Source organism: Micromonospora globosa (genome assembly GCF_000717585.1).
Classification (GTDB): domain Bacteria; phylum Actinomycetota; class Actinomycetes; order Mycobacteriales; family Micromonosporaceae; genus Micromonospora; species Micromonospora aurantiaca.
The window spans coordinates 45345-66967 of sequence record NZ_JNZR01000034.1; the positions used below are offsets into that span (position 1 = coordinate 45345).

Below are 21623 nucleotides of genomic sequence, written 5' to 3' on the forward strand. Positions count from 1 at the left end.
TCTCTCCCTGTTCAATGCGAGCGAGCACCGGCTCCGCGGCCGGTGATCGCCCTGTACCACCCTGACAGTAACCGTCCGGACCGGAATCCGCTGCCGGAAGCGCGCGGCGCGCCCGTGAATACGTGCGCGACCGGAAAAAGACCCCGCCGTCGGGCCGGGCACGGCATGCTTGCCCCGATGAGCAGGCAGACGGCTCTGGCCGACCTGGAGCAGGAGATCGCGGCGCCCGGCGGGGGCCCGGACCGCCTGCGCCTGGTCGGTACGCCGTTCGTGCCGGAGGTGCGCCTGTACCTGGCCGAGGACGCCATCCTGTGGTGGGCCCGGATGGAGGCCGCCGCCGGGCGGTCGCTGCCGCCGCCGTACTGGGCGTCGGTCTGGGCCGGTGGCCAGGCGCTCGCCCGGCACCTGCTGGACCACCCGGAGCTGGCCGCCGGGCGGCGGGTGCTCGACCTGGGCGCCGGCTCGGGGCTGGTCGCCATCGCCGCCGCGCTCGCCGGGGCCGACCAGGTCATCGCCAACGACATCGACCCGTACGCGGTGGCGGCGGTCACCGTCAACGCCCGGGCCAACCGGGTCCGGGTGACAGCCGACGGCGCCGACCTGCTCGACGGGGTGACCGGCGCCGACCTGCTGGTAGCAGGGGACGCGCTCTACGACGCGGGCCTGGCCGCCCGGGTCCTGCCCTACCTGCGGCGCTGCGCCGCGCACGGCGTGCAGGTGCTGGTCGGTGACCCGGACCGGGGCCACCTGCCGCCGGACGGGCTGGAACTGGTGGCGAGCTACCCGGTGCCGACCACCGAACCCTCGGTCGACTCCCCGGTACGCCGGGTGCAGGTGCTCCGGCCCCGATGAGCCCGGCTGACCCTAGGGGTCTGCCCGGCCAGGTGTCGGGGACCACTGGGGGATCATGCCCGATGTGCCCGCGTGCCGCCGCCGCATAGCGTGCAGCTCATGAACGAACTCGTGGCCGCCGCCGGTGAGCTGCCCACCACCCTGTTGATGGGGCTGCTCGGCGTGGTCATGCTCGCCGACGCCGTACCCCTGATCGGGGTGCTGGTGCCCGGCGACGCCGCGGTCCTGGCCGCGGTCGGCGCGGGTCGTCCGGCCGGTGGGGCGCTCACCGTCGCGGCGGTGGTCGCGGGCTGCCTGGCCGGCTGGTCGCTGAGTTTCTTCGCCGGCCGGCGCTGGGGCGGGCGGCTGCGGGACAGCCGGGTGGGCGGCTGGATCGGCGAGTCCCGCTGGGCCGCAGCCGAGACGCTGCTGCACCGCGGCGGAGGACGGATCGTGCTGGTGGCGCCGTTCCTGCCGGTGTTCAACGCGTTGCTGCCGCTGGCCGCGGGCGGGCTGCGGATGTCGTACCGGCGGTTCCTGGTCTGCGCGGCGGCCGGGGCGACCGCGTGGGCCGGGCTCTACGTGGCGCTGGGGCTCGCCGCGCGGGCGCTGACCGGCCTGCTCCCCGGGGCGCTCAACCCCACGGTGCTGACCATGGCGGTCGGGCTGCTGCTGGCCGGCCCGGTGCTGCTCGCCACCCGGCGCCGGCTGCGGGCGCTCACCGCCTGACCGCGCCCGGCCCGGCCGTCACGGGGGAGGCCGGGCCGGGCGTCCTCACCAGCCGCGGGCGCGCCACTGCGGCAACGCGGGCCGCTCGGCGCCGATGGTGCTGTCCTTGCCGTGGCCCGGGTAGAACCAGGTGTCGTCCGGCAGCCGGCCGAACAGCTTGGCCTCGACGTCGTCGATGAGCCGGCCGAAGCGCTCCGGATCCTGGTCCGTGTTTCCCACGCCACCCGGGAAGAGGGAGTCCCCGGTGAAGAGATGCGGGGTGCCGGCCGGGTCGCGGTAGAGCAGCGCGATCGAGCCCGGTGTGTGCCCGCGCAGGTGGATGACCTCCAGCCCGCAGTCACCGACCGGCACCGTGTCGCCGTCGGCGAGCCGCTCGGCCTCGATGGGCAGGCCCCCGGCGTCGTCGGCGTGCACCAGCGCGCGCGCCCCGGTCTTGGCCACCACCTCCTCCAGCGCGACCCAGTGGTCCATGTGCTGGTGGGTGGTCACCACGGCGGCCAGCCCGCCGTCGCCGACCAGCTCCAGCAGGCGCGGCGCCTCGTTCGCGGCGTCGATCAGCACCTGCTCGCCGGTGGCGTTGCAGCGCAGCAGATAGGCGTTGTTGTCCATCGGGCCCACCGACAGCTTGGTGACGGTGAGCCGGTCGAGCTCGCGCACGGCCGGCGGACCGCCGGGCGTGACGTCTCCGGTGTAGGTCATGACGATGTTCAGATCCATTCCGGTGGGTTCGGCAGGGGGCCGTCGGGTTCGACGGTGAGCAGCTCGCCCGCGCCCCGGCCGGTCAGCCAGGCGGCGAGTTCCGGCGCGGGGCCGGTGACCGTGGGCGCCCCCTCCGGGTCACCCACGACGAGTTCGGACGCCGCGCCGTCGAAACGCAGCACCATGGCCGGTGCGGCCGGGTTGCCGGCCAGCCCGGTCACCACCTCGTGCAGCAGCCGCTGGGCGAACGCCTCCGGCCAGTCCGCGGGCCGGTAACCGGCCGCCAGGTCGACGTGGTGCACCTCGACCTCGCGCAGCCGCCCCCAGACCAGCATCGCCGCCGGCCACGGGCCACGCCGGGTCTGCACCGTGGCGCCCCAGGCGTCCACGGGCATCGCCGCGACCGCCGCGTCGAAGCGCTGGCCGCTGCGGCGTACGTCGTCCAGCAGGTCGGCCGGGCCGCGGTCGGCGCCGGCGTCGATGTCGTCGGCGCGGGCCTGCGCCGAGGCGTACATCGGGATCTCCTCGCCGGTGCGTGCCGAGGTGAGCAGGTTGACGAACCCGTCGGCGTTGCGGGCCAGGTGGGTGAGCACGTGCGCGCGGGTCCAGCCCGGCAGCAGCGAGGGCGCCGCGACGTCCGCGGCGGTCAGACCGGACACGGTACGCAGCAGCCGGTCGTTCGCCTCGGCCAGCGGGCCGGTCAGCAGCAGGGGGTCGGCGGTCATCGCGTTCTCACCCGTCCGACCCTAGCGGGCCGGACCGGGCCGTGCCCGGGGGGAAATCGCTTTCGGCGCGTCGGCGTGCCACCTACCGTCGGGGCCGACGACATAGGGCCGGCGCCGGACGCGCCGGGCTCCACGTCGTCGAGTACGCGGCACCGGGAGTCGGAGGGGAGGTGGTGCGCATGCCGGTCGCAGCGCGTGTGTTCCGCCGTACCTCCCCTCGACACCGATGAGGACACCATGACTCTCGATCTGACCGCCCTCGGCTGGGACGCCGGCTGGGCGGCCCATCTCGACCGGCGCGCCGGCCACCGTCCCGGGCGGGTCGCCCGGGTGGACCGGGGCGTCTGCACCGTGCTGTGCCCGCAGGGGCCGGTGCGGGCCAGCCTCGGCGGCGGCGTGCTGTCCGCCGCCGCCCGCGATCTGACCGCGCTGCCCTGCGCGGGTGACTGGGTGCTGCTGTCCACCTGGCCGGACGGCCCGGTCACGGTGGAGGCGGTGCTGCCGCGGCGTACCGCGCTGGTGCGGCGTACCGCGGGCAAGGACGCCAGCGGCCAGGTACTGGCCGCCAACCTCGACGCCGCCGCGGTGGTCGAGCCGGTGCACCCGGAACCGGACGCCGCGCGGATCGAACGGCTGCTCTCCCTGGTGCACGAATCCGGGGCGGAGCCGCTCGTCGTGCTCACCAAGGCCGACCTGGCCGCCGACCCGGCGGCGGTGGCCCGGCAACTGGCCGACCTCGCGCCGGGGGTGCCGGTGCTGCCGGTCAGCGCGGAGCGGGGCACCGGCCTGGCGCCGCTGCGCAGGCACGTCGCCCCGGGGCGCACGCTCGGCCTGCTCGGCCCTTCCGGCGCCGGCAAGTCGAGCCTGGTCAACGCGCTGGCCGGGGCGGACGTGATGCGCACCCAGGCGATCCGCCGGGTCGACGGCAAGGGCCGGCACACCACCACCTGGCGGTCGCTGGTGCCGCTGCCGGGTGGGGGAGCGGTGCTGGACACCCCGGGCGTACGGGCGGTCGGCCTGCTCGACGGCGCGGCCGGCCTGGACCGGGCGTTCGCCGACATCACCGAGCTGGCGGCCGGCTGCCGGTACGCCGACTGCGCCCACGACGCCGAGCCGGGCTGCGCGGTGCGGGCCGCGATGGACGACGGCGAGCTGCCGGTGCGCCGCTGGGAGAGCTGGCGCCGGTTGCAGCGGGAGATCGAGCACGAGGGCGGTCGCCGCGCGGCCCGGCTGGCGGCCGAACGGCGGGGCGGATGGCGGGCCGGGCGGCGACGCACCGGACGTCCGGCGACCCCGCCCGCACCAGGGGCATTCTGAGCCGGCCCGGGCCGGTCGGGTGGACCTGCGTGGTTCCCGCCCGACCGGCCTGAGCTGGGGGAATGTTCGCGCGACGGAAGTTGTCATACGTCGGGGCTAGAGTTGCCGAGGCGTCTTTTCTGCGCCCGACAACCTGTGAAAACCACCCAGACCCGGCGTCTGGTGCACAGATCCGCCTCATATTCTTCTTCCGGGAGCACACGCACCGTGGCCGACCGACTGATCATCCGTGGCGCGCGCGAGCACAACCTGCGTGACGTCAGTCTCGACCTGCCCCGGGACGCCCTGATCGTCTTCACCGGGCTCTCCGGTTCGGGCAAGTCGAGCCTGGCGTTCGACACCATCTTCGCCGAGGGCCAGCGCCGCTACGTCGAGTCGCTGTCGTCGTACGCCCGGCAGTTCCTCGGCCAGATGGACAAGCCCGACGTCGACTTCATCGAGGGCCTCAGTCCCGCCGTCTCCATCGACCAGAAGTCCACCTCGCGCAACCCGCGCTCCACCGTCGGCACGATCACCGAGGTCTACGACTACCTCCGCCTGCTGTTCGCCCGCATCGGCGAGCCGCACTGCCCGATCTGCGGCGAGCGGATCTCCAAGCAGAGCCCGCAGCAGATCGTCGACCGCGTCCTGGCCATGGCCGAGGGCACCCGGTTCATGGTGCTCGCGCCGGTGGTGCGCGGCCGCAAGGGCGAGTACGTCGACCTGTTCGCCGAACTCCAGGCCAAGGGCTACGCCCGCGCCCGGGTCGACGGCGTGGTGCACCCGCTGACCGAGCCGCCGAAGCTCAAGAAGCAGGAGAAGCACACCATCGAGGTGGTGATCGACCGGCTCAGCGTCAAGCCGAGTGCCAAGCAGCGGCTGACCGACTCGGTCGAGGCCGCGCTCGGCCTGTCCGGCGGCCTGGTGCTGCTCGACTTCGTCGACCTGCCGGAGGACGACCCGGCCCGGGAGCGCCGCTACTCCGAGCACCTGGCCTGCCCGAACGACCACCCCCTCGCGATCGAGGATCTGGAACCCCGCGTCTTCTCCTTCAACGCCCCGTACGGCGCCTGCCCGGAGTGCACCGGCCTCGGCACCAAGAAGGAGGTGGACCCCGAGCTGGTCATCCCCGACCCGGAGCGCACGCTGCGCGAGGGCGCGATCCAGCCCTGGGCCACCGGCCACAACCTCGAATACTTTTTGCGGCTGCTGGAGGCGCTCGGCGAGGCCGAGCACTTCGACATCGACACGCCGTGGCGGGCGCTGCCGTCGCGGGCGCAGAAGACGATCCTGCACGGCTCCGACGACCAGGTGCACGTGCGCTACCGCAACAAGTACGGCCGTGAGCGCTCCTACTACACCGGCTTCGAGGGCGTGGTGCAGTGGATCGAGCGGCGGCACACCGACACCGAGTCGGAGTGGTCCCGGGACAAGTACGAGGGCTACATGCGGGACGTGCCCTGCGCGGCCTGCGGCGGCACCCGGCTCAAGCCGGAGGTGCTCGCGGTCACCCTGGCCGGCAAGAGCATCGCCGAGGTCTGCAACCTCTCCGTCGGCGAGGCGGCCGACCTGCTCGCCGGCATCGAGCTGACCGACCGGCAGAAGATGATCGCCGAGCGGGTCCTCAAGGAGATCAACGCCCGGCTGAAGTTCCTGCTCGACGTCGGTCTGGACTACCTCTCGCTGGACCGCCCGGCCGGCACGCTCTCCGGCGGTGAGGCCCAGCGCATCCGGCTGGCCACCCAGATCGGCTCCGGCCTGGTCGGCGTGCTCTACGTGCTCGACGAGCCGTCGATCGGCCTGCACCAGCGCGACAACCACCGGCTCATCGAGACGCTGCTGCGGCTGCGCGGCCTGGGCAACACGCTGATCGTGGTCGAGCACGACGAGGACACCATCCGGGTGGCGGACTGGATCGTCGACATCGGCCCGGGCGCGGGCGAGCACGGCGGCAAGATCGTGCACAGCGGGTCGGTGCCGGCGCTGCTGGACAACACCGAGTCGGTCACCGGGGCGTACCTGGCCGGGCGGAAGTCCATCCCGACGCCGGCCGCCCGCCGGCCGCAGACGCCGGGGCGCGAGCTGGTGGTGCACGGCGCGCGCGAGCACAACCTGCGCAACCTCACCGTGAGCTTCCCGCTCGGCCAGCTCATCGCGGTCACCGGCGTCAGCGGCTCGGGCAAGTCGACGCTCGTCAACGACATCCTCTACACCGTGCTCGCCAACCAGATCAACGGCGCCCGGCTGGTGCCCGGCCGGCACACCCGGATCACCGGCCTGGAGAACGTGGACAAGGTCGTCGGCGTGGACCAGTCGCCGATCGGGCGGACGCCGCGCTCCAACCCCGCCACGTACACCGGTGTCTGGGACCACATCCGCAAGCTCTTCGCCGAGACCACCGAGGCCAAGGTCCGGGGGTACGGCCCGGGCCGGTTCTCGTTCAACGTCAAGGGCGGGCGCTGCGAGGCGTGCTCCGGTGACGGCACGATCAAAATCGAGATGAACTTCCTGCCGGACGTCTACGTCCCCTGCGAGGTGTGCAAGGGCGCGCGCTACAACCGCGAGACGCTCGAGGTGCACTACAAGGGCAAGACGGTCGCCGAGGTGCTGGACATGCCGATCGAGGAGGCGGCCGAGTTCTTCTCCGCCATCCCGGCCATCCACCGGCACCTCAGGACGCTCGTCGACGTCGGCCTCGGCTACGTCCGCCTCGGCCAGCCCGCGCCGACGCTGTCCGGCGGCGAGGCGCAGCGCGTCAAGCTCGCCTCCGAACTCCAGAAGCGCTCCACCGGCCGCACCGTCTACGTGCTCGACGAGCCCACCACCGGCCTGCACTTCGAGGACATCCGCAAGCTGCTGATGGTGCTGGAGGGCCTGGTCGACAAGGGCAACACGGTCATCACCATCGAGCACAACCTCGACGTGATCAAGACGGCCGACTGGCTCATCGACATGGGCCCCGAGGGCGGCCACCGGGGCGGCACCGTGCTCGCCACCGGCACGCCGGAGGAGGTCGCCGAGGTGCCGGAGAGCCACACCGGGCAGTTCCTGCGGCCGATCCTCAAGCTCGACGGCGAGGCCAAGGGCGCCAAGGCGGCCACCACCCGGGCGGCCAAGGCCAACGGCAGCGCCAAGACGCGGACCCGCAAGGTCCCCGCCGGGGCGCGCTGACCCATCCGGTACGCGTTTTCGCAGGCCGGGCCGTCGGTGCCCGGTCTGTGACGCGCCAGTATGAACCGTGCCCCACGCTGGTGCGTGTTTCCGCAGTAAGCCGAGAGAAAGGCCGGATATGAGTGATGATCAGGCGCTGACCCGACCGGTCACCCAGAGCCGCCGTACCCTGCTCACCGGAGCCGGAGCGATCGGCGCGGCCGTGGTGCTCGCGGGCTGCGGCAGCGACGACGACGCGTCCCCCGGGCTCGCCCCGACCAGCGGCGGCCCGCCCGGCGCCACCGCGACCGGCGACGCCGGCGGCGGCGACCGGGACGGCGGCAGCGCGCTGGCGCGCACCTCGGACATCCCGGTGGGCGGCGGCGCCGTCTTCGCCAGCCAGGGCGTGGTGATCACCCAGCCCGAGGCCGGCCAGTTCAAGGCGTTCGACCCGATCTGCACGCACCAGCGCTGCCCGGTGTCGAACGTCGACGGCGGCACGATCAACTGCACCTGCCACAACAGCCGGTTCTCGATCGTCGACGGCTCGGTGAAGGGCGGCCCGGCCACCAAGCCGCTCGCGGCGAAGGAGATCAAGGTCGACGGCGACCAGATCACGCTGGCCTGACCCGTTCCGCGCCCCCGCCGGCCGGTCGTCGGCGGGGGCGCGGTGACGGTCGCGTGTCAGGGGTGCGGACTAGGCTTGACGCCGTGGCTGACCCCTCGACCTACCGTCCCGCGCCCGGCACCATCCCGGAGTCGCCAGGGGTCTACCGCTTCCGCGACGGCACCGGCCGGGTGATCTACGTCGGCAAGGCGCGCAACCTGCGCAGCCGGCTCAACTCCTACTTCGCCGACCCGGTCGGCCTGCACCAGCGCACCCGGCAGATGGTGTTCACCGCCGAGTCGGTCGACTGGATCACCGTCGCCACCGAGGTCGAGGCGCTCCAGCAGGAATACACCTGGATCAAGCAGTACGACCCCCGGTTCAACGTCCGCTACCGCGACGACAAGTCGTACCCCTACCTCGCGGTCACGCTCGACGAGGAATACCCCCGACTGCAGGTGATGCGCGGCGTGAAGCGCAAGGGTGTGCGCTACTTCGGGCCGTACTCCCACGCCTGGGCCATCCGCGAGACGCTCGACCTGCTGCTGCGGGTCTTCCCGGCGCGGACCTGCTCGTCCGGGGTGTTCAAGCGGGCCGGCCAGGTCGGCCGGCCCTGCCTGCTCGGCTACATCGGCAAGTGCTCGGCGCCGTGCGTCGGCAGCGTCACCGCAGAACAGCACCGGGAGATCGTCGACGGCTTCTGCGACTTCATGGCCGGCCGCACCGACAGCATGGTCCGGCGGCTGGAGAAGGAGATGCTCGACGCCAGCGAGCAGCTGGAGTTCGAGCGGGCCGCCCGGCTGCGCGACGACGTCGCGGCGCTGCGCCGGGCGATGGAGAAGCAGACGGTGGTGCTCGGCGACGGCACCGACGCCGACGTGGTCGCGTTCGCCGACGACCCGCTCGAAGCCGCCGTGCAGGTCTTCCACGTCCGCGGCGGCCGGGTGCGCGGCCAGCGCGGCTGGGTGGTGGAGAAGACCGAGGAGCTGACCACCGGCGACCTCGTGCACCACTTCTGCACCCAGGTGTACGGCGGCGAGCAGGGCGAGGCCGACGTGCCCCGCGAGCTGCTCGTCCCCGAGCTACCAGGCGACGCCGACGCGCTCGCCGACTGGCTCACCGCCCGCCGGGGCAGCCGGGTGTCGCTGCGGGTGCCGCAGCGCGGCGACAAGCGGTCGCTGCTGGAGACCGTCGAGCGCAACGCCAGGGACGCGCTGGCCCGGCACAAGCTCAAGCGGGCCGGTGACCTGACGACCCGCAGCCAGGCGCTCGACGAGATCGCCGACGCGCTCGCCATGAACACCTCACCGCTGCGCATCGAGTGCTTCGACGTGTCCCAGATCCAGGGCACCGACGTGGTCGCCAGCATGGTCGTGTTCGAGGACGGGCTGCCCCGCAAGAGCGAATACCGCCGGTTCATCGTGCGCGGCGCCACCGACGACCTGTCGGCCATGTCCGAGGTGCTGCGGCGGCGCTTCGCCCGCTACCTCGACGCCCGCGCCGAGACCGGTGAGCTGGGCGAGGAGACCGCCTCCGACCCCGACCGGCCCGGCATCGACCCGACCACCGGGCGGCCGCGCAAGTTTGCGTACCCACCGCAGCTCGTCGTGGTCGACGGTGGTCCGCCCCAGGTCGCCGCCGCCGCGAAGGCGCTCGCCGAGCTGGGCATCGACGACGTGGCGCTGTGCGGGCTGGCGAAGCGGCTGGAGGAGGTCTGGCTGCCCGACGACGAGTTCCCGGTGATCCTGCCGCGCACCTCCGAGGCGCTCTACCTGCTGCAACGGGTCCGCGACGAGGCGCACCGCTTCGCCATCACGTTCCACAGGCAGCGGCGCTCCAAGCGGATGACCGAGTCGGCGCTGGACAACGTCCCCGGCCTCGGCGAGGTACGCCGCAAGGCGCTGCTGCGGCACTTCGGCTCACTGAAGCGGCTGTCGTCCGCCACGGTGGAGGAGATCACCGAAGTGCCCGGGGTGGGCCGGCGTACGGCCGAGGCGATCCTGGCCGCGCTGGACGGCTCCACCACCACCACCACCACCGAAGCCGCCCCCCGCCCCTGACCCGTTCCCCGGCTCCTGCCCGTTCCTGCTCGCGCCCGTTGTCCGGCCCGCCGGCAACGCCCGAGTGGAACACCATGGGTGTCTCCGCCCGCATTTGACACCCATGACGTTCCACCGACGGCGCTGGTCCCGATGGGCGGAAGCGTCATTCCACCTCCTGGGAGGGTTCCGCGGGTGGTTTGGTGGGGGTTGTGTCGCCACGCGAGGGCGGGTGACCCGTCGTCCCCGCCCTCCCGCCCCGGCCTCGGCCTCGGCCCCGGCCCCGGCCTCGGCCCCGGCGATCTTGCACTTTGGGCCCGTGGGATGCCCGTTTCGTGAGGCGTGTCCGGCACCAAAGTGCAAGATCGCGCGCGGGCAGGGGTGGATCTTGGTGTTCGGAGCGGAGATCTCCGTGCACCCATCCGCGCGGCGCGGGCGGTTTGGTGAGTGGTGTCCGGTTCGCTGCGATGGGCGGGGGCCTGGCTGTGGTCGGTGCCATCGTCAGCGTGGAATCGGTGGCGGGCGCGGGGCGTTGTACATGGCTGACCGCCGAGGAACCGGGTCGAGCGCCGGACACCGGCCCGCCCGGCACCCGGGAGCGGATCGCCAGGTCAGGGAATCGGCCCGGCCCGGTCGTCGTTACATCCCCGAGCCGCGGAGCAGGCCCCCAGGGTCGCCCGCGCGCCAGCCCGGTTTCGACGGGCACCCCCAAGACTTTCCCCCTTTCGCGCGGCATCCCCCGCCGCGTCATCCCCCACTTCAGGGAGGCAACCATCATGGCTACCACTCTGCTGCGCAAGACCGTTCTGACCGCTGCCGGTATCGCCGCCACCGCCGGAGGCATCGCCGGCCCCGCGATCGCCGCCCACGCCGCCCCCACCACCAGCACCAGCGTGGTGGCGGACCGCAAGGGCCACGGCGAGCGGGAACTCGACGTCCGCTACGAAGCCCAGCCCAACTTCTACTTCTGCGGCCCCGCCGCCGCCATCACCCCCGTACTGAACAAGGAGACCGGCACCAAGGACGCCTACAAGTCGGTCGAGATCAGCACCCCCAAGGCCGACGACAAGCAGACCGACACCCTGCGCGCCGACATCGTCAAGACCGTCGACGCCGGCCGGGCCGTGGTCGCCAACATCGCCGGCACCGCCACCGACACCGACGGCACCACCCACTCCTTCGAAGGCGGCCACTACATCAGCGTCATCGGCTACCGCGACAACGGCAACACCGTCACCATCGCCGACAGCGCCGACCCCACCACCGCCACCTACCGCATGAACATCGACAACCTCGCCGACTGGATCGCCACCCGCGGCTACAGCACCAGCTAAGACAACACCGCCGCGCCGATGGCTGCAGAGCAAGAAAACGCAGCCAACGCGGCCAGCACGACCTCACGGACCAGAGCACCACCGCGTGAACCCCAGCGAGGCCACAGCACACCGGAAGGGCCCGACCCCCACCGCGGGGTCGGGCCCTTCCGTGCGTGCGTCAGGATTCGGCGAGGACGGCCAGGATCGCCTCGCCGTACTTGGCGAGCTTGTTCTCGCCGACCCCGTTGAACCGGGACAACTCGGCGAGGGAGGTGGGCGGCTCGGCGGCGATCTGCCGCAGGGTCGCGTCGTGGAAGATGACGTACGCTGGGACGCCCTGCTCCTTGGCGGTGGCCGCGCGCCACGCGCGGAGCCGCTCGAAGACCGGCGCGGCGGCGGGGGACAGGTCGGCGACGACGGTGGCAGCGCCCCGGGGTTTGGCGGACCGGCCGGCGGCCGGGCGCTCGGGCTCCTTGCGCAGCGTGACGGTACGGCGGCGGCCGAGCACGTCCGCGCTGGCCTCGGTCAGCGCCAGCGTGCCGTAGTCGCCCTCGACTGCGAGCAGACCCTCGGCCAGCAGTTGCCGCACCACCCCACGCCACTCGGCCTCGCGCAGCTCGGTGCCGATGCCGAACGTGCTGAGCGCGTCGTGGCCGTACTGGTCGATCTTGTCGGTGTGCTTGCCGAGCAGGATGTCGATGCTGTGCCCGGCGCCGAACCGCTGGTTGCGCTCGCGGTCGAGCCGGAAGACGGTGGACAGCAGCTTCTGCGCGGCGACGGTGCCGTCCCAGGACTCCGGTGGTTCGAGGCAGGTGTCGCAGTTGCCGCAGTCGGCCACGCCGGTCTCGCCGAAGTATTCGAGCAGCTGGGCGCGGCGGCAGCGGACCGTCTCGCAGAGCGCCAGCATGGCGTCCAGGTGGGCGGCGAGGTTGCGCCGGTGCGCCAGGTCGCCCTCCGACGTCTCGATCATCTTGCGCTGCTGCACGACGTCCTGGAGCCCGTACGCCAGCCAGGCCGTGGACGGCAGCCCGTCGCGCCCGGCGCGGCCGGTCTCCTGGTAGTAGCCCTCCACCGACTTCGGCAGGTCCAGGTGGGCGACGAAGCGCACGTCGGGCTTGTCGATGCCCATGCCGAACGCGATGGTGGCGACCATGACCAGGCCGTCCTCGCGCAGGAAACGCTGCTGGTTGGCGGCGCGGGTCGAGGCGTCCAGCCCGGCGTGGTACGGCAGCGCGGGGATGCCGTTGGCGACCAGGAACTCGGCGGTCTTCTCCACCGAGGCGCGGGACAGGCAGTAGACGATGCCGGCGTCGCCGGAGTGCTCGTCGCGCAGCAGGCTGAGCAGCTGGCGGCGCGGCTCCCGCTTGGGCACGATGCGGTACTGGATGTTGGGCCGGTCGAAGCTGGCCACGAAGTGCCGGGCCTCGGTGAGCCGCAGCCGGGTGGCGATCTCGGTGCGGGTCGCCTGCGTCGCGGTGGCGGTCAGCGCGATCCGCGGCACGTCCGGCCAGCGTTCGTGCAGCATCGACAGGTTGAGGTAGTCGGGGCGGAAGTCGTGCCCCCACTGCGAGACGCAGTGCGCCTCGTCGATCGCGAACAACGCGACCCGGCCGCGTTCCAGCAGGCCGAGTGTGGACCGCACCGCGAGCCCTTCCGGGGCGAGGTAGAGCAGGTCCAGCTCGCCGGCGAGGTAGGCCGCCTCGACCCGGCGCCGCTGCGCGGGATCCTGGGTCGAGTTGAGGAACCCGGCCCGGACGCCGACCGCCGTCAGGGCGTCGACCTGGTCCTGCATGAGCGCGATGAGCGGGGAGACGACCACCGCCACACCGTCGCGGACCAGCGCGGGGATCTGGTAGCACAGCGACTTGCCGCCACCGGTGGGCATGAGCACCAGCGCGTCGCCGCCGGCCACCACGTGCTCGACGACCTCCTGCTGGAAGCCGCGGAAGGCGTCGTACCCGAAGACGCGGCGCAACACGTCGAGCGCGTCGCCGGCCGGTGGGGAGGTGGTCCGCTCGTCGGTGGGGGAGACCATCCGCGCAGTCTACGAGCGTCCCCCGACACCGACCGTCCCGGCGAGCCGTCACGAGCGCGGCGACTTGTTCCGGTCGTCACCCCGTGGAATCCCGGGCCGGGTCGCAGCCGTTAGAGTCGCTGATTGACCATGCGCGGCCGACCGGGCCGCGGCGCCACGGCTGGGGGTAGCGGGTGAGCGAGGCGCGTACAGCGGGTGACCTGGGGCCGACCGAGGCGGAGACGACGCCGGTGCGACCGGCGCCGGCCGAGTCGGACACCTCCCTGGTGGTGGTGACCGGCCTGTCCGGCGGCGGGCGCAGCACCGTGGCGCGGGCGCTGGAGAACGTCGGCTACTACGTGGTCGACAACCTGCCGCAGGCGCTGCTGCTGGACATGGCCGAGCTGGCGTTCAAGGCCGGTGGCGCGGCCCGGCGTACGGCGATGGTGCTGGACGTGCGCTCGCGCGCGTTCTCCACCGACCTGGCCGGGGCGATCCGTGAGCTGCGTGAGCGCGGCTTCCAGCCCCGGGTGGTCTTCGTCGACGCCGACGACGAGGTGCTGATCCGGCGGTTCGAGAGCGTGCGCCGCTCGCACCCGTTGCAGGGCGACGGGCGGCTGGCCGACGGCATCGCTGTCGAGCGGGCGCTGCTGGAGGAGGCCCGCGAGCAGGCCGACGTGATCATCGACACCAGCCACCTGAACGTGAACCAGTTGCGCCGCCGGGTCGAGGAGCTGTTCGGCGGCGAGGACGCCCGCCGGCTGCGGATCACCGTGATCTCGTTCGGCTTCAAGTACGGCCTGCCGCCGGACGCCGACTTCGTGATGGACGCCCGGTTCCTGCCGAACCCGTACTGGGTGCCGGAGCTGCGCGAGCACACCGGCCGCGAGGAGGCGGTCAGCGCGTACGTGCTGGGCCAGGAGGGCGCCGACGCGTTCGTGGCCGGGTACGCCGATCTGGTCAACGCCACCACCGCCGGGTTCGAGCGGGAGGGCAAGCGCTACCTGACCGTGGCGGTCGGCTGCACCGGCGGCAAGCACCGCAGCGTGGCCATCGCCGAGGAGCTGGCCTCCCGGCTGCGCCACTCCGGCATCGCCGCGAACGCCCAGCACCGGGACCTGGGGCGGGAGTGACCCTGACCAGGGTGGTCGCCTTCGGCGGCGGGCACGGGCTCTCGGCGTCGCTGCGGGCGCTGCGTCACTGCGTACCCGAACTGGACCTGGACATCACCGCGGTGGTCACCGTCGGTGACGACGGGGGCTCCAGCGGCCGGTTGCGCGCCGAGCGCGGCGGCCTGCCGCCGGGCGACCTGCGGCAGGCGCTCGTCGCGCTGGCCGGTGACCATCCGGCCACCCGGCGCAGCGCGGCGTTGTTCCAGCACCGCTTCGCCGCCGCCGTGCCGCAGGCGCCGACGCCGGCCGCGCCGGTGCCGGTCGCGGTCGGCGACTCGCTCGCCGGCCACGCGGTCGGCAACCTGCTGCTGCACGGGCTCACCGAGCTGCTCGGCGACCCGGTGGCCGCGCTCGACCACGCCGGGGCGATGCTCGGCGGGGTGGGGCGGGTGCTGCCGATGTCCCGCCAGCCGGTGGGCATCGAGGCCCGGGTCCGCGGCGCCGACCCGGAGCACCCGGACGAGGTGTCCACGGTGCGCGGCCAGCACCAGGTCGCGGTCACCCCGGGCACCGTCGAGTCGCTGCGGCTCAACCCGTCGGCGCCGGCCGCGTGCGCCGAGGCGGTGACAGCGGTACGCGCCGCGGACTGGCTGATCTTCGGGCCGGGCAGCTGGTACACGAGCGTGCTGCCGCACCTGCTGGTGCCGGGGCTGGCCGACGCGATCGTGTCCAGCCCGGCGCGGCGGCTGGTGACGCTCAACCTGGTGGCCGAGAAGGAGACCTCGGGGCTCTCCCTGCCCGACCATCTGGACACACTGCGGCGCTATCTGCCCGAGCTGAAGGTGGACCGGGTGCTCGCCGACTCCACGGCGGTGGGTGATCCCGCGGCGGTCGAACGTGCGGCAGAATCGCTGGGTGCCCGGCTGGTCCTCGCTCCCGTCGCCGTCCTGGACGGCACGCCCCGTCATGATCCAGCCGCCCTGGGCGCCGCGCTGGTGCCTGTCCTGCGCGCCGATCGTTAGACACGTACGTAATCACCGGCGACACGCCGGAACCGGTCCGTGAGGGGGCGCACTATGGCGATGACGGCTGCGGTCAAGGACGAGCTGAGTCGGGTCGACGTGCCCAAGCCCTGCTGTCGGCGGGCGGAGATGGCCGCCCTGCTGCGTTTCGCCGGCGGCCTGCACATCGTGTCGGGCCGCGTGGTGGTCGAGGCGGAGCTGGACACCGGCGCGGTCGCGCGCCGGCTGCGGCGGGAGATCGCCGAGGTGTACGGCTACTCCAGCGAGATCCACGTGCTCGCCTCCGGCGGGCTGCGCAAGGGCAGCCACTTCATCGTGCGGGTGGTCAAGGACGGCGAGGCGCTCGCCCGGCAGACCGGCCTGCTCGACGTGCGGGGCCGCCCGGTGCGCGGCCTGCCGCCGCACGTGGTGGCCGCGAACGTCTGCTGTGCCGTGTCGGCGTGGCGGGGCGCGTTCATGGCGCACGGCTCGCTCACCGAGCCGGGCCGCTCCAGCGCGCTGGAGATCACCTGCCCCGGTCCGGAGTCGGCGCTGGCGCTCGTCGGCGCCGCCCGCCGGATCGGCATCACCGCCAAGAACCGCGAGGTGCGCGGCGTGGACCGGGTGGTGGTCAAGGACGGTGACGCGATCGCCGCGCTGCTCACCCGCATAGGCGCGCACTCCAGCGTGCTGGCCTGGGAGGAGCGCCGGGTACGCCGGGAGGTGCGCGCCACCGCGAACCGGCTGGCCAACTTCGACGACGCCAACCTGCGCCGTTCCGCGCGCGCCGCGGTGGCCGCCGCCGCCCGGGTGACCCGCGCGCTGGAGATCCTCGCCGACGACGCGCCGAACCACCTGACCTCGGCCGGGCGGCTGCGCCTGGAGCACCGTCAGGCCTCGCTGGAGGAACTGGGCGCGCTCGCCGAGCCGCCGCTGACCAAGGACGCCATCGCCGGCCGGATCCGCCGGCTGCTCGCGCTGGCCGACAAGCGTGCCCGTGACCTGGGCATCCCGGATACGGAAGCGGCAGTCACGCCGGACATGCTCGTGGTCTGATAGGACTCGGGCGGCAGTGCACCGCGAGCGGGATCACCACCCGCCGCAGCGCGACGCCGCGCGCTCGGATATGGTCGCTGCGTACGGCAAGGGGGCCGGAACAGGCGCTCCTCGCCGTGCTCACCGCCTCGGGCGGTCAGGTCTCCGTGACCGCGGCGGGGTGGCCGAGATGACATGTCGACGGCCGGCTCCAACGGTCGGCGCACACACCTCCGCCGGCAGCGGTCTGGCGCCGGCGGACCAGAACGCGAGGAGATGGGACCTGTGACCATCCGGGTTGGCATCAACGGCTTCGGCCGGATCGGCCGCAACTTCTTCCGGGCAGTGCTGGCGTCCGGCGCTGACATCGAGGTCGTGGCGGTCAACGACCTGACCGACAACGCGACGCTCGCCCACCTTGTCAAGTACGACAGCATCCTGGGCCGCCTCCCGCACGAGGTGAAGGCCACCGCCGACGAGATCACCGTGGGCGGCAAGACCATCAAGGCGTACGCCGAGAAGGACCCGGCGAAGCTGCCGTGGGGCGAGGTCGGCGCCGACGTGGTCATCGAGTCCACCGGCTTCTTCACCGACGGCACCAAGGCGAAGGCGCACCTCGACGGCGGGGCCAAGAAGGTCATCATCTCCGCTCCGGCGAAGAACGAGGACGTCACCGTGGTGATGGGCGTCAACCAGGACCAGTACGACCCGGCCAAGCACAACATCATCTCGAACGCCTCCTGCACCACCAACTGCCTCGCGCCGATGGCGAAGGTCCTGCAGGACACGTTCGGCATCAAGCAGGGTCTGATGACCACCATCCACGCGTACACGCAGGACCAGAACCTGCAGGACGCGCCGCACAAGGACCTGCGCCGGGCCCGGGCCGCCGCGCTCAACATCGTGCCGACCTCGACCGGTGCCGCGAAGGCCATCGGCCTGGTGCTGCCGGAGCTCAAGGGCAAGCTGGACGGCTACGCGCTGCGCGTGCCGATCCCGACCGGCTCGGCCACCGACCTGACCGTCGAGGTCGGCCGGGAGACCACTGTGGACGAGGTGAACGCCGCGCTCAAGGCCGCCGCCGAGGGCCCGCTGCGGGGCATCCTCACCTACAACGAGGACCCGATCGTCTCCGCCGACATCGTGACCGACCCGGCGTCGTGCATCTTCGACGCGCCGCTGACCAAGGTGATCGGCAACCAGGTCAAGGTCGTCGGCTGGTACGACAACGAGTGGGGCTACTCGAACCGCCTGGTCGACCTGGTCAAGCTGGTCGGTCAGTCCCTGTGAGTGCGAGGAGCGAGCTTGCGAGCCCCGCAGTCACGAACGGAGGGCTAGCTCTGTGACGATCCGCAACCTCGACGACCTGCTCGCCGAGGGGGTGTCGGGTCGGCGCGTGCTGGTGCGCGCCGACCTGAACGTCCCGCTCGACAAGCAGACCGGGGACATCACTGACGACGGCCGGATCCGGGCCGTCCTGCCGACGCTGAGCGCGCTGGTGCAGGCCGGCGCGAAGGTGGTCGTCTGCTCGCACCTGGGCCGCCCGAAGGGCGCGCCGGACCCGCAGTTCAGCCTCCGCCCGGTCGCCGGGCGGCTCGGTGAGCTGCTCGGTGCCCCGGTGCACTTCGCCGAGGACACCGTCGGCGACTCGGCGCGGTCCACCGTGGCCGACCTGGCCGACGGCCAGGTCGCGCTGCTGGAGAACCTGCGCTTCAACAAGGGCGAGACCAGCAAGGACGACGCCGAGCGGGGCGCGTTCGCCGACCAGCTCGCGGCGTTCGGCGACGCCTACGTGGACGACGCGTTCGGCGCGGTGCACCGCAAGCACGCCAGCGTGCACGACGTACCGGCCCGGCTGCCGCATTACGCGGGCTGGCTGGTGCTGCGCGAGGTCGAGGTGCTCAGCCGCCTCACCGGCGAGCCGGAGCGGCCGTACGTGGTGGTGCTGGGCGGCTCGAAGGTCTCGGACAAGCTCGCAGTGATCGAGGCGCTGCTGCCGACCGTGGACCGGCTGCTCATCGGCGGCGGGATGTGCTTCACCTTCCTCAAGGCCCAGGGCCACGAGGTGGGCACGTCGCTGCTGGAGAAGGACATGGTCGAGACCTGCCGCAACCTGATGGAGCGCGCGCCGGGCAAGATCATGCTCCCGGTCGACGTGGTGGTCGCCGACGCGTTCGCGCCGGACGCCGCGCACGACACCGTGCCCGCCGACGGCATCCCGAGTCACCGGCTGGGCCTGGACATCGGCCCGGAGACGGTGGCCGGTTTCGCCGCCGCGCTGTCGCAGGCGAAGACCGTCTTCTGGAACGGCCCGATGGGCGTGTTCGAGATGGCGGCGTTCGCCAACGGCACCCGCGGCGTGGCCGAGGCGATCACCAAGGCCGACGCGTTCAGCGTGGTCGGCGGCGGCGACTCGGCCGCGGCGGTGCGCGCGCTGGGCCTGGACGAGTCCTCGTTCGGGCACATCTCCACCGGTGGTGGCGCCTCCCTGGAATACCTGGAGGGCAAGACCCTCCCCGGCATCGCGGCCCTGGAGAACTGAATGGCGAGCACGACCCGCCGGCCGCTGATGGCCGGCAACTGGAAGATGAACCTGAACCACCTCGAGGCCAACCTGCTGGTGCAGAAGCTGGCCGCGAGCCTGAACGAGAAGCAGCTCACCGACGTCGAGTGCGTGGTGCTGCCGCCCTTCACCGACCTGCGTACCGTGCAGACGGCCGTGGACGGCGACAAGCTGCTGATCGGCTACGGCGCGCAGGACCTGTCGCCGCACCCGTCCGGCGCGTACACGGGTGACATCGCCGGGCCGATGCTCGCCAAGCTGGGCTGCGGCTACGTGGTGGTCGGGCACTCCGAGCGGCGGCAGTACCACAACGAGGACGACGCGCTCGTCAACGCGAAGGTGTCGGCGGCGCTGGCGAACGGGCTCACCCCGATCCTCTGCATCGGTGAGGGCCTGGAGGTCCGGGAGCAGTCGGGTCAGGTGCGGCACTGCTGCGACCAGCTCGACGGCGCGCTGAAGGGGCTCACCGCCGAGCAGGTCACCAAGGTCGTCGTGGCGTACGAGCCGGTCTGGGCGATCGGCACCGGCAAGACGGCGACCCCGGACGACGCCCAGGAGGTCTGCGGCGCGGTGCGCAAGCGCATCGCCGAGACCTACGACGAGGGCACCGCCGAGCAGGTCCGGATCCTGTACGGCGGGTCGGTAAAGGCGTCGAACGTCGCCGCGATCATGGCGCAGCCGGACGTGGACGGGGCTCTGGTCGGGGGCGCCAGCCTGGACGCGGAGGAGTTCGCGCAGATCTGCCGGTTCCCGGAGCACATCACCCGCTGATCGCTCGCTATCCTTGACGCTGCCCGTCCACCGGTCGGTGCCGCCGTGCCCGACAGGTCCGGGCAGTGATCGCAACGAGAGGACTGACCCCCGCCATGCCGATCTGGTTCGCCTACACGATGATCGTGTTGCTGGTCATCACGAGCGTCCTGCTCACCCTGCTGATCCTCCTGCACCGCGGCAAGGGCGGCGGGTTGTCGAGCATGTTCGGCGGCGGCGTCAGCTCCAGCCTGGCCGGTTCGTCGGTGGCCGAGAAGAACCTCGACCGCTACACCGTTCTGGTGGGAATCGTCTGGTTCGCGTGCATCGTCGGGCTTGGGCTCTGGCTGCGACTGCAGATGGCCAGCGGCACCTGAGCCGACGCTGAGAAGCGTACAATCTGCGCGCGGTCCGTCACGGACCGCGCGCAGTTTTGTTTCTCCGCACGTCGCCCGTCGCCCACCCCCTCCGGCGACGGTCCCCTCCGACGACAGGGAGCGAGCAACCGTGCCCAGCAACAACGTCATCCGCGGCACCCGGATCGGGTCCGCCCCCGAGCGGTTCGACCAGCGGGTCGAGCCCGCGCCGCGCCGGCCGGTCGTCTACTGGTGCCGCCACGGGCACCGCGTCGAGTTCCTGATCGCCGCCGAGGCGGAGACGCCCGCCGCCTGGGAGTGCCCTCGCTGCGGCGAGCCGGCCGGCCCCGACCCGGGCGACCCGCCGGGCCGCCAGCGCGCCGAGCCGTACAAGACCCACCTGGCGTACGTGCAGGAGCGGCGTACGCCGGAGGAGGGGGAGGCGCTGCTCGCCGAGGCCCTCGACGCGCTACGGCGTCGCCGCGGCCGCGCCTGACCCGAGGTGTTAAGGAGGGGCCCCTTCTCTACCGGAGACGTTAAGAAGGGGCCCTTCCTTACATGCTCAGCGCAGGCTGCGCAGCCGCGGCGGCACGCTGGCCGCAGCGGCCCGGTCGAGGAGCCAGAGGGTACGGGAGACGCCCCGCACCCCGGCGGCAGGCAGCTGCACCGGCCCGGCCCCGGCCAGCGCCATGCCCACCGCCCGGGCCTTGTCCGCCCCGGCGGCGATCAGCCAGACCTCCTCGGCCGTGTTGATGGTCGGGAGCGTCAGCGTGGTCCGCACCGGCGGCGGCTTCGGGCTGCCCCGCACGGCGCTGACCGGCCGGTTGTCGTGGTGCACCGGGTGTTCCGGGAACACCGACGCGACGTGCCCGTCCTCGCCGACGCCGAGCATCAGCACGTCGAAGTGCGGCACCACCGCGTTCCCGGGCCGGGCCGCGGCGGCCAGCTCCCGCGCGTACCCGGCGGCAGCCGCCTCCGGGTCGTCGCCGGCCGGGCCGTCCGACGCCGGCATCGGGTGCACCCGGGCCGGGTCGAGCGGCACCGAGTCCAGCAGCGCCGCCCGTGCCTGCGTCTCGTTACGCTCCGGGTCGCCGCCGGGCAGGAACCGCTCGTCGCCCCACCACACGTCGACCCGGGACCAGTCGACGGCGTCCCGGGCGGGCAGCTGCCCGACCGCCCGGTACACCGCCGCGGCGATCCGCCCGCCGGTCAGCACCACCGACGCCTGGCCGCGCTCGGCCTGCGCGTCGAGCAGCTTCACCACCAACCGGGCCGCCACCGCCTGCGCCAGCAGGTCGGGGTCGGCGTGTACGGCGACACTCGCCTCAGTCATCCGTCGAGCCCTCGTGTTCCGACCGCCCACCGGCGGTCACCTGTGCCTCCGACCACCCGGTCCGGGC

At 72.8% G+C, this 21623-nt stretch carries 19 protein-coding genes; 15 read left to right on the forward strand and 4 right to left on the reverse strand.

Annotated elements, in window-relative coordinates:
- Positions 1 to 177 precede the first annotated feature (177 nt).
- On the forward strand, positions 178 to 852 hold the full coding sequence (locus IF06_RS0126100; protein WP_013475868.1) for a class I SAM-dependent methyltransferase: 675 nt from the start codon (positions 178 to 180) through the stop codon (positions 850 to 852).
- A 99-nt stretch (positions 853 to 951) separates the two neighbouring features.
- The gene (locus tag IF06_RS0126105) at positions 952 to 1560 is read left to right on the forward strand and encodes a DedA family protein (protein WP_036311610.1); all 609 of its coding nucleotides are present in this window, start codon (positions 952 to 954) and stop codon (positions 1558 to 1560) included.
- A 45-nt stretch (positions 1561 to 1605) separates the two neighbouring features.
- Here IF06_RS0126105 and IF06_RS0126110 read toward each other — a convergent pair whose 3' ends face one another.
- Together IF06_RS0126110 and IF06_RS0126115 are read right to left on the reverse strand one after the other, a co-directional pair.
- Positions 1606 to 2259, reverse strand: a complete 654-nt coding sequence (locus IF06_RS0126110) for an MBL fold metallo-hydrolase (protein WP_030274149.1) — start codon at positions 2257 to 2259, stop codon at positions 1606 to 1608.
- Between the two features lie 8 nt (positions 2260 to 2267).
- The gene (locus IF06_RS0126115) at positions 2268 to 2984 is read right to left on the reverse strand and encodes a maleylpyruvate isomerase family mycothiol-dependent enzyme (protein WP_030274151.1); all 717 of its coding nucleotides are present in this window, start codon (positions 2982 to 2984) and stop codon (positions 2268 to 2270) included.
- Between the two features lie 237 nt (positions 2985 to 3221).
- Between IF06_RS0126115 and rsgA the strand changes: the two genes are divergently transcribed.
- The 5 genes from rsgA to IF06_RS0126140 all read left to right on the forward strand — a co-directional run bounded on the left by rsgA (position 3222) and on the right by IF06_RS0126140 (position 11410).
- Positions 3222 to 4301: a ribosome small subunit-dependent GTPase A gene (gene rsgA / locus IF06_RS0126120; RefSeq protein WP_013475871.1), complete on the forward strand. Its 1080-nt coding sequence runs from the start codon at positions 3222 to 3224 to the stop codon at positions 4299 to 4301.
- 207 nt (positions 4302 to 4508) lie between these two features.
- Positions 4509 to 7451, forward strand: a complete 2943-nt coding sequence (uvrA, locus tag IF06_RS0126125; protein WP_013287474.1) for an excinuclease ABC subunit UvrA — start codon at positions 4509 to 4511, stop codon at positions 7449 to 7451.
- A 118-nt stretch (positions 7452 to 7569) separates the two neighbouring features.
- Positions 7570 to 8058 (forward strand): Rieske (2Fe-2S) protein, encoded by a 489-nt coding sequence (locus IF06_RS0126130; protein WP_013287473.1) that lies wholly within the window; start codon positions 7570 to 7572, stop codon positions 8056 to 8058.
- Between the two features lie 83 nt (positions 8059 to 8141).
- Positions 8142 to 10097 carry an excinuclease ABC subunit UvrC gene (gene uvrC, locus IF06_RS0126135; RefSeq protein ID WP_030274153.1) on the forward strand — a complete coding sequence of 652 codons (1956 nt, stop codon included), beginning with the start codon at positions 8142 to 8144 and terminating at the stop codon, positions 10095 to 10097.
- A 755-nt stretch (positions 10098 to 10852) separates the two neighbouring features.
- Entirely contained in the window at positions 10853 to 11410 is a 558-nt protein-coding gene (locus IF06_RS0126140; RefSeq protein ID WP_030274155.1) for a C39 family peptidase, read from the forward strand.
- A gap of 160 nt (positions 11411 to 11570) precedes the next feature.
- On the opposite strand, the gene recQ is transcribed toward IF06_RS0126140, so the two are convergent.
- Positions 11571 to 13427, reverse strand: coding sequence for a DNA helicase RecQ (recQ, locus tag IF06_RS0126145; protein WP_030274157.1), 1857 nt, complete (start codon positions 13425 to 13427; stop codon positions 11571 to 11573).
- 200 nt (positions 13428 to 13627) lie between these two features.
- Here recQ and rapZ point away from each other — a divergent pair, with 200 nt between their 5' ends.
- From rapZ to IF06_RS0126185, 8 genes are all read left to right on the forward strand, one after another.
- Positions 13628 to 14539 (forward strand): RNase adapter RapZ, encoded by a 912-nt coding sequence (gene rapZ / locus IF06_RS0126150; RefSeq protein WP_221488539.1) that lies wholly within the window; start codon positions 13628 to 13630, stop codon positions 14537 to 14539.
- Complete coding sequence (locus IF06_RS0126155; protein ID WP_030274159.1) at positions 14536 to 15540, forward strand: gluconeogenesis factor YvcK family protein; 1005 nt, start codon at positions 14536 to 14538, stop codon at positions 15538 to 15540. Before rapZ ends, IF06_RS0126155 begins: the two co-directional genes overlap by 4 nt.
- Before the next feature lie 54 nt (positions 15541 to 15594).
- Positions 15595 to 16575 (forward strand): DNA-binding protein WhiA, encoded by a 981-nt coding sequence (gene whiA / locus IF06_RS0126160; protein WP_013287467.1) that lies wholly within the window; start codon positions 15595 to 15597, stop codon positions 16573 to 16575.
- 264 nt (positions 16576 to 16839) lie between these two features.
- Entirely contained in the window at positions 16840 to 17844 is a 1005-nt protein-coding gene (gene gap / locus IF06_RS0126165; RefSeq protein ID WP_013287466.1) for a type I glyceraldehyde-3-phosphate dehydrogenase, read from the forward strand.
- Between the two features lie 52 nt (positions 17845 to 17896).
- Positions 17897 to 19096, forward strand: coding sequence for a phosphoglycerate kinase (locus IF06_RS0126170; RefSeq protein ID WP_030274162.1), 1200 nt, complete (start codon positions 17897 to 17899; stop codon positions 19094 to 19096).
- Positions 19097 to 19888, forward strand: a complete 792-nt coding sequence (gene tpiA, locus IF06_RS0126175) for a triose-phosphate isomerase (RefSeq protein WP_013287464.1) — start codon at positions 19097 to 19099, stop codon at positions 19886 to 19888.
- 95 nt (positions 19889 to 19983) lie between these two features.
- The gene (secG, locus tag IF06_RS0126180; RefSeq protein ID WP_013287463.1) at positions 19984 to 20244 is read left to right on the forward strand and encodes a preprotein translocase subunit SecG; all 261 of its coding nucleotides are present in this window, start codon (positions 19984 to 19986) and stop codon (positions 20242 to 20244) included.
- Positions 20245 to 20374: 130 nt separating this feature from the next.
- Positions 20375 to 20719 carry an RNA polymerase-binding protein RbpA gene (locus tag IF06_RS0126185; protein ID WP_013287462.1) on the forward strand — a complete coding sequence of 115 codons (345 nt, stop codon included), beginning with the start codon at positions 20375 to 20377 and terminating at the stop codon, positions 20717 to 20719.
- Between the two features lie 66 nt (positions 20720 to 20785).
- On the opposite strand, the gene pgl is transcribed toward IF06_RS0126185, so the two are convergent.
- Positions 20786 to 21556 carry a 6-phosphogluconolactonase gene (gene pgl / locus IF06_RS0126190; RefSeq protein WP_030274165.1) on the reverse strand — a complete coding sequence of 257 codons (771 nt, stop codon included), beginning with the start codon at positions 21554 to 21556 and terminating at the stop codon, positions 20786 to 20788.
- Positions 21557 to 21623 lie beyond the last annotated feature (67 nt).